Here is a 15,449-nt window from a genome sequence, read left to right on the forward strand (position 1 = left end):
ATATAAGGAGTTAAAACAACGGGATGGACCGTTGCAGAGTTGTAATCTTTTCGTCACCCGCCGTTTTCCCGGACTCATGTTTCCGTAACGTTCCGGGCGTAGATACTTGGGCACTGAAAAACAACAAACGGACCTGAGGAGGTTTGACATGTTGAAAGTGGAAAAACTGATTTTCCGGTGTGTCCTCGCGCTGGCCCTCGCCATGGTGTTCATGGCCGGTCCCGCCTGGGCGAAAGACGCCAAGTATGTGTTTTTCTTCATTGGTGACGGAATGGGGCTGCCCCAGCGCGCCGCCAGTTCGGCTTATCTGGGCAAGAAGCTCGCCATCGAGACAATGCCTGCCCAAGGCATCACCACCACCTTCGCCAACGACCGGTTCATCACCGGCTCCGCCGCTTCCGCCACGGCTCTGGCCACCGGCATGAAGACCAACATCAATTACATCGGCGTCGATCCCGAGTTCAAGCCCGTCAAGACCATCGCCGAGATGGCCCGCGACCGCGGCATGAAGGTCGGCATCGTTTCTTCCGTGTCCGTGGACCACGCCACCCCGGCGGCCTTCTACGCCCACGTGAAGTCCCGCTCCATGTACCACGAGATCGACCACGCCCTGGCGGATTCCGGTTTCGATTTCTTTGCCGGCGGCGGTCTCAAGGACCCTGCGGGCAAGAAGTCCAAGGCTCCCATGGGCGACGCCCTGGAAAAGGCCAAGGCCAACGGCTACAAGGTCATCGACAACAAGGATGACTTCATGGCCCTGAAGCCCGGCGACGGCAAGGTCATCGCCTGGAACGCCTGGCTCCAGGACGGCAAGGCCCTGCCCTACGTCATGGACATGACCGACAAGGACATTACCTTGCCCCAGTTCACCTCCAAGGCCATCGAGATGCTCGACAACGACAAGGGCTTCTTCCTCATGGTCGAGGGCGGCAAGATCGACTGGGCCTGCCACGCCAACGACGCGGCCGCTTCCATCAAGAACACCATCGCCTTTGACGAGGCCGTCCAGCAGGCCATCGCCTTCTACGACAAGCACCCCGGCGAGACCCTTATCGTCGTCACCGGCGACCACGAGTGCGGCGGCCTGACCCTGGGCTTCGCGGGCACCAAGTACGGTTCCCACTATGACGTCCTGAGCAGCCAGAAGGTCTCCTTCCAGAAGTTCACCGATGAAATCATGGGCGAATTCAAGCAGAAGGGCGGCGATTTCAACGCCATGAAGCCGATCATCACCGCCGAATTCGGCCTGAAGTTCGACGGCGACGCCAAGACCGACCCTATGGTTCTGGCCGACTACCAGACCGCCGACATCGAGCAGGCCTTCCGCCGCTCCATGGCCGGTGAAAAGATCAAGGGCGGCGACTACCTTCTGTACGGCGAGTACGACCCGCTGTCCGTCACCCTGACCCACGTGCTGAACCAGAAGGCCGGTCTGGGCTGGACCTCCTACAAGCACACCGGCGTTCCGGTCACCACTTCCGCCATGGGCGTGGGAGCCGATTCCTTCAACGGCAGCTATGACAACAAGGACGTGGCCACCAAGATCATGTCCTCCATGGGCCTGCCCGCCAAGGCCGTGTACGCCGAAGCCGCCAACGTGCGCGTGGCCGCGAACTAACCTCCATCATACAACCTGCGGCGGGCGGACCGGAACCGGTCCGCCCGCCGCGCTTTTCAAACAATATGCACCCACTCAGCAAAACGTCCCGCGACTGGCTTCTGGTCATCATTTTTCTCGCCATCTCGGCGGTTCTCTACTTAGTGCCCACGGGGTTCGAGTCCGCGAAGGACGAAAACTCGGTTCACTGCGCGGCCCGCGTCATCGCCGTGGACGACGCCGAAATACAGGTCCTGGGCATGATCCGGGCTGGGGAGCAGGCAGTCGAACTCGAAATCCTCGACGGTCCGTTCCAGGGCGAAACCTTTACGGCCAACAATCAGCTCATGGGCCAGCTCGATCGCGACAAGCTCTTCAAGCCGGGCGACAAGGCCTACGTCATTCTTACGGTGGACGGCGACGGCAAGGTCGTGTTCGTCAACCCCCAGGCCCATTACCGCCTGGGGCTTGAATTGTTTCTGCTCGGCCTGTTCGCCGCGCTGCTTCTGCTCTTCGGCGGGCTGACCGGGTTCAAGGCGTTGCTTTCCTTTGTCTTCACCGGTCTGGTCCTGTGGAAGGTCCTGGTGCCATTGCTGCTCAAGGGGACGGACCCGGTCTGGCTGACCCTGTGTGTGGTCGCCCTGCTCAGCGCGGTCATCATTTTCCTGGTGGCGGGCGTCAACCGCACCGGGCTGACCGCCTTCCTCGGAGCCCTGCTCGGCGTGGTGGCAAGTTGCGCCATGGGTATTTATTTCACCCGCCATTTCCATGTGCACGGGGCGGTCATGCCCTTTGCCGAAACCCTGCTCTATGCCGGGTACGGCCACCTGAACCTGACTCGCGTGTTCATGGCGGGGGTGTTCCTCTCCTCCTGCGGCGCGGTCATGGACCTGGCCATGGACGTGGCCTCGGCCATGAGCGAAGTGGTGGCCAAGAAGCCCGGCATATCGCGCATGGAGGCGATCTGGTCGGGCATCCGCGTGGGAAGGGCCGTGGTCGGGACCATGACCACCACGCTGCTGCTGGCCTACTCCGGCGGGTTCGTGACCCTGCTTATGGCCTTCATGGCCCAGGGAATCCCGCTGGATACGACCTTCAACTTCATCTACGTAGCCGCGGAGGTCCTCAAGACCCTGGTGGGCAGCTTCGGTCTCGTCACCGTGGCCCCGTTCACGGCGCTGGCCGGGGGCCTGCTCATGACCGCGGGGGAGTCCGCCGCAACGGACTCCGCCCATTGACGAAAGTCGCGGCATGGGCCAATACCATACGTGTCCAACAAGCGTAAGGAGGCTCCATGCTTTCGTTTCTCGGCAATCTCATCTGGTGGTTCATAGGCGGGCTGTTCATGGCCCTGGGCTGGCTCTTTGCCGGTTGCCTCATGGCCATTTCCATCGTCGGCCTGCCCTGGGCGCGCTCCGCCTTCGTCATCGCGGGCTTTTCGCTGCTCCCGTTCGGGCGGACTCTTATCCGGCGCGACGCGCTTACCGGCCGGAAGGACCTCGGCACTTCGGACTGGGGCACCGTGGGCAACATCATCTGGTTCATCGTGGCGGGCTGGTGGCTCGCCCTCGGACACATCCTGGCCGCGCTCGGCTGTTTTATCACGATCATCGGCATCCCTTGGGGCTGGCAGCATCTCAAGCTCGCCGGAGCCACCCTGGCCCCCATCGGCATGGCCGTGGTCACCGTGGAGGAAGCCGAGCGGGTGTACGGAGTTCGCGTGAACCGTTAGGTCCCGATACGGTTGTGCAATTTCATGCATCCTCTTGCCTTGACCGTAAAAGCTGATTAGATAGACTTATTGACGGACAGTATCCGGCAAGCAGTTCGTAATAAATTCCGGAGGAATATCGATGACTCAGTATCCCAGTATGCCTCAGGCGGGCGCGGCCCGCGCCGAGGTTGTCAACGCTTTTATGCGCGGTGTCTACGGGTGGATGAGCGCGGGCCTGGGCCTTACCGCTCTGATCTCCTTTGCCACTTTGACCGTTCCCGCGCTGACCAACCTGGCTTTCGTCTACAATGCCCAGACCGGCCAGTACGCTCCGACCATGCTTCCCATGATCGCCCTGTTCGCGGCCTTCGGCATGGTCTTCTTCATGAGCTTCAAAATTTCCACCATGAACCCCAGCACGGCGACGGGGCTGTTCCTGGCGTTCAGCGCCCTCAACGGGTTCTCCCTGGCTCCGATCCTTTACGCCTACACCACGGCTTCGGTGGTTTCGACCTTCGTCACCACCGCAGGCATGTTCGGGGCCATGTCCCTGTACGGCCTGCTGACCAAGAAAGATCTGACCGGCTGGGGCAGTCTGCTCTTCATGGGGCTCATCGGCATCATCATCGCCATGTTGGTGAACATGTTCCTGCAGAGCCCGGGCATGTCCTTCGCCATTTCCGTCATCGGCGTGATAATCTTCGTCGGCCTGACCGCCTACGACACCCAGAAGCTCAAGACCATGGGCGAGACCGTGCCCATGGGCGACACCGCGGCCATCCGGCGCGGCACCATTCTGGGCGCGCTGACCCTGTACCTGGACTTCTACAACCTGTTCCTCATGCTGCTCCGTCTCATGGGCGACCGCAGGTAATCCCGCCTACACCAATGCATCGGCGAGGCCGCGTCCCCTGGGCGCGGCCTTTTTTGCCTCCCGCCGTGAAGTGTTGCGCGAACCGGCTCAAAATGTTTCGGAAATGAAAGGAACCGACGCCGCGGAAAGGAACATGCTGATGGCTGTTGCGGGAGGCGCGCATCTTCCGGTCCCGACTGCCGGGGCTCCTCGACTAGCGCTTGCCAGGGCGGTGCGGGGAACGTATGCTTTTTCAATGACGAATCTTTTTGCTGGAGCGACATGTCCGAGACCGTAACTGAACTGCAACGCACGCTTTCCCCGGTGCTGCGCCCCGTTTCCTGGCTGTATGGCGGGATCATGCGCATACGGGCCGGCCTGTACCGCCGGGGGCTGCTCAGGCGTTGGGAAGCGCCCGCCCTCACGGTCTCCGTGGGCAACATAGGCTGGGGCGGCTCGGGCAAGACGCCCGTGGCCGACTGGCTGCTCGGCTGGGCCGAGTCCCGTTCCATCCCGGTGGTCCTGCTGACGCGAGGCTACCGGGCCAAGCCGAAGAATCTCCCCTACGAAGTGAAGCCGGGCGCGTTGGCCGAGGAGGCCGGGGACGAGCCGCTCATGCTCGCCCGCGCCCACGAGAAGGCGCTTATCCTGGTCGACCCGAACCGGACCAGGGCGGGCCGGTTGGCCGTGAGCAGGACCAGGCCGGAACTGGTCATTCTCGATGACGGTTTCCAGCATATGGCCGTTGAGCGGCATGTGAATTTGGTTCTGCTTCGGCCCGACGATCTCGGGGAAGGGTGGAACCGGGTCATTCCGGCGGGCAGTTGGCGTGAGCCCGAGGCCGCGCTGGAGCGGGCCGACGCCTTCATGATAAAGACCGATGCCGCGGGTTTCGAGGCGCTCAGGCCGAGCATCGACGAACGCCTCGCCCGGTTCGGCAAACCCGTGTTCAGCTTCCGGCTCTCGCCCTCGGGGGTGCGCCGGGTCGTTGGCGGCGATAGCGCCCGCGACTTCGACGGCGCACCGTATCTCCTGGCCACGGGCGTTGGCGACCCGGCCCAGGTCCGGGCAACGGCCGAAACGTACCTGGGGTATGCGCCCGTGCGGCACCGGGTGTTCCGCGACCATTATGACTATTCCAAGCGGGACGCGCTGGCCCTGGCCGAAGAGGCCGCCCGCCTCGGTTGCGCGGCAATCCTGTGCACGCCCAAGGATGCGGTCAAGCTCGGCCCCATGTGCACGGACAAATTTTGGCAGTTCGATCTGAGTCTGGAGTTCGGCCCCTCCACGCTCGGGCCGGACGCGCCGTTCTCCTCATGGTGGGATCGGCGGTATGAATCTTTCTGTTTACGCCGCGCGGACCGCGCCGAACACGAGGCGGATTATCGAATGCGGCGCGGGGCGGAGCGGTAATTCTCCGCCAAGGAGACAATAATGGCTAAAAAGAAACGAAGCCAACCCAGGCCTTCGACGCCGCCTCTTTCCATGGCGGCTTTGCTCAAGCTTTTCAAGGAAGTGAAACGGCCCATGTCCAGGGCCGAGGTCATCCGGCGGCTCAACCTCAAGAAGAAGGACAAGGCGTTGGTCAAGGACCTGCTCAAGGAGCTGGTCCAGAACGGCAAGCTTGTGCGCATCCGCCGTGGCTACGGCTTGGCCGAGGCCATGCACTGCATTACCGGGCGGCTGGAGATTCAGCGTCAGGGGTTCGGCTTCGTCGTGCCCGAGGATTCGCGGCGCAAGGATATTTTCATCAACCAGCGGGACCTGAACGACGCCTGGCATGGCGACCGTGTCGTGGTCTCGGTGGTGGGCGAACCCAAGGCGGGCCGCAGCGCCGAGGGGCGCGTGGTGCGCATCCTGGAGCGCGGCCGCAAGGTCCTGCCCGTCAAGGTCATCAAGAAGATGACCGGCGGGGAATGGCTCTGCCGTCCGTCCGACCCCCGGCTCAACTTCGGCATCATCGCCACGCCCAAGGACGATTCCGTCCGGGTGAAGCCCGGCGAGATCGCCCTGTGCGCGCCCGGCGAGCGTATCGATCCGACCATGTGGGAAGGGGAGATAACCAAGCGGCTCGGCGAGGAGACCGACATCGACGTGCAGGAGGCCCTGGTCAAGTCCAACCACAACATCCGCACCCGGTTCCCGTCCGGAGCCGCGAGCCAGGCCGAGGGGCTGCCCCTTGAGCCGTCCCGCAAGGACTTCGAGGGCCGCCGCGACCTGATGAACAAGGCTTTCGTGACAATCGACGGGGCCACGGCCAAGGATTTCGACGACGCGGTTCTGGTGGAGCGGCTGAAAAAGGGCTACCGGCTCTGGGTGGCCATCGCCGACGTGGCCCACTATGTTGCGGAAGGGTCGCCCCTGGACCGCGAGGCTCTCGAACGCGGCAACTCCTATTATTTCCCCCGGTCCGTGGAACCCATGTTCCCGGAGCGACTGTCCAACGGCTTGTGTTCCCTCAACCCCGGCGTGCCGCGCCTGACCATGGTCGTGCGCATGGACACCGACGAGAGCGGGCGCACGCTTGAGGCCGACGTGTTTCCGGCGGTCATCCGCAGCCACGCCCGGCTGACCTATTCCCAGGTCCGTGACGCGGTCATCGAGAAGATCGCCGAGGTCCGGAACGGGATGGAGCCGCAGGTGGTTGAAATGCTGGAGCTGGCCGAGGAGCTGGCACGCAAGATAAACCGCCTGCGTTCCAGGCGCGGCTCACTTGATTTCGACCTGCCCGAGCCGGAGATATTCTTCGACGTGCATGGCGAGACCTCGGACATCCGGCCCAAGCGGCGCAACTTCGCCCACCAGCTTATCGAGGAATTCATGATCGCGGCCAACGAGGCCGTGGCGCGGTTCCTCATCGAGCGCGACCTGCCCTGCCTGTTCCGCATCCATCCCCCGGCGGACGAGGAAAAGCTCAAGAACCTTTTCCGGCTGCTGTCGCGCACGGACAAGTCGGTGGTCATGCCCAAGGAGATCACTCCCAAGTCGCTCCAGATGCTGGTGGCCGCCATGACGGGCACGGACAAGGAGTACATCGTCAACCGGATGCTCCTTCGCTCCATGAAACAGGCCAAATACTCGCCCGACAATGAGGGGCACTTCGGACTGGCGAGCGAGGAATATGCCCATTTCACCTCGCCCATCAGACGGTACGCCGACCTGGTCGTCCACCGCCTGGTCAAGGCGTCCTCCCGGGGCGAAGACGGCGCGCCCGCGCCGGTTCCCGGCCGCAAGAAGCTGCTCAACGTGGCCAACCACCTGTCCAGCCGCGAGCGGGTCGCCATGGACGCCGAACGCGAGATCCTCAAGCGCGTCACCGTCCTGTTCATGCGCGACAAGGTGGGCGAGACCTTCAACGGCGTCATCTCGCACATCACCGACTTCGGTTTCTATGTGGAACTCAAGGAGGTCATGGCCGAAGGGCTGATCCGTCTGTCCTCCATGGACGACGACTACTACACCTATTGGCCGCAGCGCGAAATGCTCGTGGGCGAGCGGACGGGCCAGGCATTCCATCTGGGCCAGCCAGTCGAGGTCGTCCTGGAGGAGGCCAGCGTCGAACGGCTTGAGCTCAACTTCAGCCTCAAATCCGTGGTGGCCGCCGCCATGGATTACAAAGATTTGATCTAGGAATTCGAACGGATGCGGGCCGCCTTCGGACGGCCCGTCGCCAACCTGTTTCGCGATTGGCGCGCCGTCTTCGTTTTCGGCGTGCGACCGCCATGTATCCTCTCTTTGTCGCGGTGTCCCCGATACCGCTTTTCATTAATCAATGCATGAGAGTAACCGCATGGCAACCCGTCGAGAATTCATTAAACTGTCCCTGGCAACATTGCTCGGCGCCGGAATCGGCGCCGTGCCTTTTTTCCCGAATCGCGCAGCCTTGGCCGCGCCCGGTGAACTGATCGCCCAAGCGGGTACGCCCAACCCCAACGGCGCGTTCGAGCAACTCTACTGGCTGAGCGGCGACGCCTTGGCCGCACCCATATCAACCATATCCGGGGCAACGTTGCCGCTGGAATCAAAAGCAAGTAAATCTAAAATATTGCGCATTGTGCATTTTAATGATCTGCACAACATGATCTCCCTTCCCAACAAGAAGAAAGGCACTACTCATCCCTTTTCCCAGATGGTCTCCCTGCTTGAGCGGCGGCGTGCTTCGGCCGGTCCGGACGAGGTCGTCCTGTTTCTGGCCGCCGGTGACGACCACACCGGGTCGGTTTTTGACGAATTGGTGGGCTGGAGCACCGATGAATACGTGGTGGACCCGGCCTACACCGTCTACACCGCAGCCGGCCTCGATTGCGGCGCGCTGGGCAATCACGAGTTCGACCGGGGCGCGGCGGTCCTGCGCAAGGGCATCCGCGAGGCCGCGAGATTTCCGGTGTTGTCCGCCAACGTGTTCGGCTCGGCGCACCTGGAGAGCGGCCGTGATTATTACCCGGCGGTCATAGGGGTGTCCAAAGGGGTGCGCGTGGGCATCATCGGCCTGACCACACCGGTGGACACCCACACCGGAATGGAGGCCGACCCCGGGCTTGCCGTGGGCAGCCCTGTGGAGGCCGTCCGCAACCTGACGCCGATTTTGAGCCGTCAGGTCGATCTGCTCGTGGTCCTGTCCCATTGCGGCTACGGCCTGTCGAAGAGCCGCTCGGGCAAGGCCGGGGCCGACCGCTTCCTGAGCGAGGGCGACAGCATGATAGCCGAGGCCGTGGGCAAGGCGTCGGCCTGTGCGGCCCTGGTCATAGGCGGACATACTCACACCGTGCTCAACGAGGACGGACTGTCTCCGGAAAACGTGGTGGGCGGGGTGCCCATCGTGCAGGCAGGCGGACGCGGAAGCCATGTGGGCGAGGTTTCGCTGGCGCTGGGGCGCGGCGATCGTCCTGTGGAGGCCCGCCTGCACAGGATCAGGAAGAGCGACATCCGCATGGCGGCGGACGATCCGAAATATTCCTCTCTGGAACACGACGGGGATTTTGATGCCGCCTTCGAACAGAAGCACGTGGCTCCGCTTTTGGCAAATCTGGAAAGCAAGATGGCCGGAGAGATCGGCACGGTGAAAGACAACCCGCCCGTGACCACCGATGAAGTGTTCGCCGCGAGGTACATTGGGGAAATGGAGCTCGCCAACTTCATGAACGACGCTTTGGCGGCCCGCTCCGCGACTTTCCCCGAAGGACGGGTGGATGTGAGCCTGTTCAACGCCACCGGGTTCGCAAGCGGCATTCCGGCTTCGGGACCGCTGACCTTTCAGGACTGGTACAATGTCATGCCCTTTGCGGACACCGTGTTTCTGGTCGAGATGACCGGCCGCCAGATAGCGGCCATGCTCGACAGCAACGCCAAGCGGCTGGTCAGGCCCGAGGAGTTGAAGGGCGGTGGCGTGGACGTCGCCGGGTACGTGTCGCGCGGGTTCCTGCATTTCTCTGCGGGATTGCGTTATTCGTTGCGTCTCAACGGTTCAGCCGCACAGGCGACGGCCACGGATATCACCATCGGCGGCATGGGCATGAAGGATGCGGCGGACAAAACCTTCCGCGTGGCCATGAACTCCTACGTCGCGGCCGGGGCCTACGGAGAGAGCTGGAACGGGAATCCCATCGGCGGCGGCGTGCCCGGCTCCATAAAAGGATTCGACATCAAATCCCTGCCCAAAATCGACACGGGTCTCGTCTACCGCAACGAGATCATTGCGAGAATCAAGGAACTCTCCGTCCTTTCGCCTGGCACCGGCCTGGCCCTGGACGGCCGCTTGAAGGTCGTTTAGCCCGCAACTGACCGGCTTCGCGCTTTGAGCCGTTCGGTTCGCAGGTGAAATACTCCTGGGGACCGAGCGGTTTTCATTTTATTCTGATGGGTTGATGTTGGTTTGGAGAGTTTTCAGCTGATCGATGCGGTGAGCCGACTCGCTGTACGGTGGCGGCAGATGAAAATGACGAAATTGTTTTCTGTTGTTGACAATACGGTTAATCAATAATAAACAAGGACAGCAACATTCATTAACCAAGGCGCAACAATGAGCAACGGATTCGAGGCGTTTTTCAAGAGACTCTGTTCCGAGACGGAGATAAAGAATCAGTCCCAACTGGCTCGTGAGCTGGACGTGGGGCGGGCGGCGGTGTCCCTGGCCAAGCGCAAGAATTCGGTGCCCGCCCGCTGGATATTGGACCTGTCCGCGCGGTTCGGGCTGAATCCGCTGTGGCTTGAGCAGGGCAAGGGCTTCGCCCGTCCCGAGGCCGCGCTGGCGGCCGCCGCCGAGGACGGGGCGTCCTACGAGGAGGTCCCCAAGGTGCGCGCCAGGCTGTGCGCAGGCGGAGGCTCCTTCGAGACCGAGGGCCAGGTGGAGGGATACTATTCCTTCCGGTCCGATTGGCTTACTCGGCGCGGCAATCCTGCGAATATGGTACTCATGGAGGTCATCGGCAACTCCATGGAGCCGGAGATCAAGGAAGGGGACATGGTCCTGATCGACCAGTCCCGCACCGACGTCCTGTCCGGCGGCATCTACGCCGTGGGCGTGGAGGACACGGTCATGGTCAAGCGCGTGGAGCGGTTGCCCGGCACGCTGGTGCTGCGAAGCGACAACGTCGATTATTCCCCCATCCATCTGTCCGGCGACGAACTCGACAACGTTCGCGTCATCGGTCAGGTCTTGTGGGCGTCCAGAGAATACCGCTAGCTCCCGGTGCATATTGTCCGAAAAAGCCCCCGCAACGCGACGCGTTGCGGGGGCTTTTTGTATCTACATGAAATTCCGAAGGATTTATCCGAAGAGGGGGGAGTTCTGAAAAAAAACAACACATTGTAAAATAATAGTTGACAAAAACTCCGAATGTTGTTTATTAAATGCTCACGTTGAGTCAATAAATACGACACACGCGTTTCGACGCGATACAAGGCAAAGGAGAAGAGGTCATGCAGGAGCGTTTTTGCAAGTGTGGTCACAGGCTGATGGTTCAATACACCCTTGACGGATTCATCCCTTGGGAAGCGGTCATTCGCGACGATGACGGCAAGTATCGTCCGGTCAAGGTCTGTCCTTGCTGCGGCAGCTACCTGTCCATCCATTTTCTCCGATAAGCCTTTTCTGATTGTTCCTCACGGCCGTTCGAACCTTGCGGACGGCCGTCCATCATCCCTGTTTGAGGGCCATGCGCTTTTCCCCGGAGCGTGTGGCCCTCTGCCTTTTGCCTTCCCGAAGCGGGCGGGCTGTAGATAAAGGTGATTCCGGTTCCCCGTCGTATTTTTTTCAGACTGCCCGGTAACGTCTGTCCTGATCTCCTGACGTCGTGATGCCGGGCTTTCCAGGCGATGTCGGCAACTGAACGGAAAGCTTCCCGTCTTGCCGTCCAGTCCGGCTTGGGCGGGAAAAACTGTGTGCGGAAGGCGGGAGGGCGGTCACTGCGCCAGCAGGCCGGGTTCGGGGAGGCAGACGGATTCCGTGCGGTTCCTGCCGGACTGCTTCGCCTGGTACAGGGCTTTGTCCGCGGTCTGGATGAGGTGCTCGGGAGTGGACCCGCAGGTGGGCACGACCGCGGCCGCGCCGATGGACACGGTGACGTTGCGGGAGACCTGCGACGCGGGATGGCTGATGTTGGTTCTGGAAAGGCTGGCGTGGATGTTTGCAGCCACGACCAACGCGCCGTTGAAGTCGGTGTTGGGCAGGATGATGGCGAATTCCTCGCCGCCGTACCGGGCCACGAGATCGCCGGGGCGGTTGGTGGCGGCGCGGATGGATTCCGCCACGTTGCGCAGGCAGACGTCGCCGTTCACGTGGCCGAGGGCGTCGTTGTACGCCTTGAAGTGGTCGATATCGATCATCAGCAGTCCCACCGGGTTGTCCTCGCGCCCGTTGCGCACCCACTCCCGGATGAGCGTGTCGTCGAAACAGCGGCGGTTCGCCAGGCCGGTGAGTCCGTCCTGGTTGGACATGCGTTCCAGCTTGCGGGCAAGCCGTTCCAATTCACGTTCGCGGAGCATCCTCTTGACCATTTCCCGCCTGAGTTGCAGGGCCGAGCGCACCCGCGCCCGCAGCTCGGTGCGGCCCACCGGCTTGACGATGTAGTCCGAGGACCCGGCGGCGAACGCCCGGTCCAGCTCGCTCGAATCGTCGTCCTCGGCGATGGCGATGATCGGTATGTCCTCGAACTCGCGGTGGGACTTGATGGTCAGGATGGCGGCGATGCCGTCCGTATCGTGGTTGTCCAGGTCGATGAGAACCAGGTCCACGGGCGTCTCTTCGGAGGCGAATCGCTGCATGGCGCGTAACGCGCGGTCGAGTGATTCGACGTCCGACACGTCCGTGTGACCCGCGCTCTGAAGCATATCGGCGAGCTGGAGCGCTACGGCTTTTGATTCTTCGATAATGATAATCTTCATTCGAAGGCCTTGATAGTAGATATTAAGGAAAATGGCGAGATCGCAATTGTGTGAAACGACAGGTCGCCTTGTCGATCGCCCGGACGGAATCCGGGATGTGGCGCGTCTTGCGGGCTGATCGATCGCCTTGCGGTTGGGCTGGTGTTATTCTTTGTTATATTTTTGCAAAAAGGGAACGGGGCGTGTATCTTGATAGCCAGTGCTTGATAATTTGCAACGATGCAATCCTGAATAAACCATGGAGGACCGATGAATCGGCCTAATTTCCCCTTTGCGCTTCTGCTCGCCGTCGCGTTCTTTTTCTCCGCATTCCTTTCAGGCGCGGCCCAGGCCGCCGGTTCGGTCGTTGCCATATACAATAACGGCCAGGCCCAGGTGACCGAGTCCCGGATGGTGACGCTGCCCGAAGGGGCCGCCGCCGTCGTCTTCTCCGACATCCCGGAAACCCTGGACCCGTCGACCATTCGGGCCACTGCCCCGGATATGGCGGTGGAGGACGTCCAGTACTCCTATCGGCCCATCACCGCCGACAACCTGCTTGATGCCTTTGTCGGCAAGGAGTTGTCCGTGATTTTGCCCGATCCGACGGACGCCAACGCGCGCATCCAGCGCAAGGCCAGGCTCCTGTCCAATGAGGGCCGCCCCATCTTTGCCTTGGGCAATGAGGTCTATGTCGGCTCATACGACGCGCTGCTCCTTCCCGAGATGCCCGCAGGATTCGACGCAGCTCCCAATCTGACCCTGACCACGCGCAGCACGGTGGCCGGACGCAAGAATGTGGCCCTGAGCTACCTCATGGACGGACTGACCTGGCGGGCCGACTACAATCTGACCGTCAGCCAGTCGGGCGGAACCGCCGACCTTGACGCCTGGGCCACGGTGTCCAACAGCTCGAATCACGCCTTCCCGGGTGCCGACCTGCGCCTCGTGGCCGGGGAAGTGGGGCGCGTCCCTTCCCGCAAGCTGTTCGCCCGCAACAAAAACGTCATGGCCGAGGCCGTCATGATGGACGCGGCTCCAGCTCCCGCTGCGGCCGCCGAGGAAAGCTTTTCCGGATATCACGTCTATGATCCGGGCCGGTACGTCTCCATCCCGGCATCCGGTTCCAAGCAGGTCGCGTTGTTCTCGGCTTCCAACATCCCGGTGAAGACCGAGCTGTCGAGCCGTTTTTACAGCAGTCCGAACCGGCTCGCCGGCAAGCAGGGACAGCCCGTTGAGTCGACGTTGATTTTTACCAACACCGAGCAGAACAGGATGGGCAGGCCCATGCCCGCGGGCGTGGTCCGCGTGTTCATGCCCGCTTCCGACGGCGCCAAGCTCCTGGCGGGCGAGGCGCGGCTTGGCCACTCGGCCGTGGGCGAGGAAATCCGGCTGGCCGTCGGCCAATCTTTCGACGTCAACGTGGAGCGTGTCCAGACAAGCTTCCAGCGTATCGGCAAGAACGCCGCCGAGGTCGGCTGGCGAATCACGGTGCGCAACGGTTCTGCCGAATCGAGGGACGTCAGGCTTCAGGACTCCTTTTCCGGGCAGTGGACCATCCTGAGTGCGGACACGCCGTACACGGCCAAGGATGCCGGGACCATCGAATTCGACCTGAAGAACGTCGCCCCCACGACGGGCGGAGAGGGAAAGACGGTCAACTACACCGTGCGTTTCGAATATTAGCAAGGAGGCATGATGGCCGGGATCGATCTCGTTGAACTGAAGACGCTGAAGGATTTCTACGCGCTCATGGCCGCCTCTCGCGAGGTCCGGCGGCGGGCTGTGGCCTGTCTTGTGGAAGGGCGGTCCGTCGACGGGGACATCACGGCCTCGCTGTCCAACCTCCTTGCCTCCCTGGAAGCTGTGGAGGAGGTGGACGGCAGGAAGCGGCTGTCGCTTGGCGGCGGCCGGACCATCGGTCTGGACATGGGATACGAGATCGACGAGGCCCGCAAGGATATCTTCTATCTTGAGGAGGGCGAGGAGACCTTCCTCGAAATGCTGGCCGACTTCCATCCCGATTTCGACGAGCATGTGAACCGGGGCCGGGAGCTGCTCCGGGGCGTTGACCTGAATTGCCTGGTCACCGACCGCGACGGCACGGTCAACGACTACTGCGCCCGCTACCTGACCTCCATCCAGTCCGTTTACAACGCGGTCTTTTTGACCCGCTTCGCCAGAATCCATGTGAGCCGACCGGTCATCCTGACCTCGGCTCCCCTGGATGGGCTGGTGCATATATCGGTTTCCCCGGACGGCGAGTTCTACTACGCCGCCTCCAAGGGGCGTGAATGCATGGATCGCGAGGGCGCGGTGAGGCGGTTGGCCATATCCGCGGAGAAACAGGCGGCCATGGACGGGCTCAACGCCCGGCTGACCGAGCTGGCCGGGCGGGCTGAATACGAAAAGTTCACCCTCATCGGATCGGGGCTCCAGTTCAAGTTCGGCCAGTCCACCGTGGCCCGCCAGGATATCAACGGCTCCATCGACAAGGCCGAGTCGGCACGGTTCCTGGCCGTACTGGAAGCGCTGACGGCCGAGCTGGACCCCGAGGCGCGGAATTTCCGCATCGAGGACACCGGTCTGGACGTGGAGATCATTCTTACCGTGGAGACCGAGGGCGAAGGACTCAAGGATTTCGACAAGGGCGACGGCGTGAAGTTCCTGAACGGGGAACTTGGCCTGGGGTTGGCCGACGGGGCCAGCCTGATCTGCGGCGACACGTCGTCGGACGTGCCCATGCTCGAAGCGGCCCTGGGCCTGTCGCCGGACGCCAGGGCTATTTTCGTAACCGGAAAGAAGGAGTTGGCGGAACGAGTGACCGGCCTGACCGACGCGGCGCTCATCGTGCCCGAGCCGGATATGCTCGTGACCATTCTGGGTACCTTGTGACCCGGACACCGGAGAATCATCAATTCAAG

General features: G+C 62.2%; 12 protein-coding genes. 11 read left to right on the plus strand and 1 reads right to left on the minus strand.

The annotated features are described in order from the left end of the window. The first annotated feature begins 148 nt into the window (after window positions 1-148). The 9 genes from PSN43_RS03560 to PSN43_RS03600 all read left to right on the plus strand — a co-directional run bounded on the left by PSN43_RS03560 (window position 149) and on the right by PSN43_RS03600 (window position 11,247). Window positions 149-1,618 carry an alkaline phosphatase gene (locus PSN43_RS03560; RefSeq protein ID WP_272699344.1) on the plus strand — a complete coding sequence of 490 codons (1,470 nt, stop codon included), beginning with the start codon at window positions 149-151 and terminating at the stop codon, window positions 1,616-1,618. Window positions 1,619-1,683: 65 nt separating this feature from the next. Further along, window positions 1,684-2,835 carry a YibE/F family protein gene (locus PSN43_RS03565; protein ID WP_272699345.1) on the plus strand — a complete coding sequence of 384 codons (1,152 nt, stop codon included), beginning with the start codon at window positions 1,684-1,686 and terminating at the stop codon, window positions 2,833-2,835. Window positions 2,836-2,891: 56 nt separating this feature from the next. After that, entirely contained in the window at window positions 2,892-3,329 is a 438-nt protein-coding gene (locus PSN43_RS03570) for a YccF domain-containing protein (RefSeq protein WP_272699346.1), read from the plus strand. A gap of 121 nt (window positions 3,330-3,450) precedes the next feature. Further along, window positions 3,451-4,185 carry a Bax inhibitor-1/YccA family protein gene (locus tag PSN43_RS03575; RefSeq protein ID WP_272699347.1) on the plus strand — a complete coding sequence of 245 codons (735 nt, stop codon included), beginning with the start codon at window positions 3,451-3,453 and terminating at the stop codon, window positions 4,183-4,185. Window positions 4,186-4,446: 261 nt separating this feature from the next. Beyond that, entirely contained in the window at window positions 4,447-5,577 is a 1,131-nt protein-coding gene (lpxK, locus tag PSN43_RS03580; protein ID WP_272699348.1) for a tetraacyldisaccharide 4'-kinase, read from the plus strand. A gap of 21 nt (window positions 5,578-5,598) precedes the next feature. Then, window positions 5,599-7,794, plus strand: a complete 2,196-nt coding sequence (gene rnr, locus PSN43_RS03585; RefSeq protein WP_272699349.1) for a ribonuclease R — start codon at window positions 5,599-5,601, stop codon at window positions 7,792-7,794. A gap of 160 nt (window positions 7,795-7,954) precedes the next feature. Further along, window positions 7,955-9,934, plus strand: coding sequence for a bifunctional metallophosphatase/5'-nucleotidase (locus PSN43_RS03590; RefSeq protein WP_272699350.1), 1,980 nt, complete (start codon window positions 7,955-7,957; stop codon window positions 9,932-9,934). 249 nt (window positions 9,935-10,183) lie between these two features. Further along, entirely contained in the window at window positions 10,184-10,846 is a 663-nt protein-coding gene (locus PSN43_RS03595; RefSeq protein WP_272699351.1) for a LexA family transcriptional regulator, read from the plus strand. A gap of 236 nt (window positions 10,847-11,082) precedes the next feature. Then, window positions 11,083-11,247 carry a hypothetical protein gene (locus tag PSN43_RS03600; RefSeq protein ID WP_272699352.1) on the plus strand — a complete coding sequence of 55 codons (165 nt, stop codon included), beginning with the start codon at window positions 11,083-11,085 and terminating at the stop codon, window positions 11,245-11,247. 318 nt (window positions 11,248-11,565) lie between these two features. Here the strand turns inward: PSN43_RS03600 and PSN43_RS03605 are convergent, their stop codons facing one another. Beyond that, on the minus strand, window positions 11,566-12,546 hold the full coding sequence (locus PSN43_RS03605; RefSeq protein ID WP_272699353.1) for a GGDEF domain-containing response regulator: 981 nt from the start codon (window positions 12,544-12,546) through the stop codon (window positions 11,566-11,568). A 249-nt stretch (window positions 12,547-12,795) separates the two neighbouring features. Between PSN43_RS03605 and PSN43_RS03610 the strand changes: the two genes are divergently transcribed. Further along, window positions 12,796-14,211: a DUF4139 domain-containing protein gene (locus PSN43_RS03610; RefSeq protein WP_272699354.1), complete on the plus strand. Its 1,416-nt coding sequence runs from the start codon at window positions 12,796-12,798 to the stop codon at window positions 14,209-14,211. 12 nt (window positions 14,212-14,223) lie between these two features. Then, window positions 14,224-15,420: a trehalose 6-phosphate synthase gene (locus PSN43_RS03615; protein ID WP_272699355.1), complete on the plus strand. Its 1,197-nt coding sequence runs from the start codon at window positions 14,224-14,226 to the stop codon at window positions 15,418-15,420. Window positions 15,421-15,449 lie beyond the last annotated feature (29 nt).

Source organism: Desulfovibrio sp. Fe33 (assembly GCF_028532725.1).
Taxonomy (GTDB): domain Bacteria; phylum Desulfobacterota; class Desulfovibrionia; order Desulfovibrionales; family Desulfovibrionaceae; genus Pseudodesulfovibrio.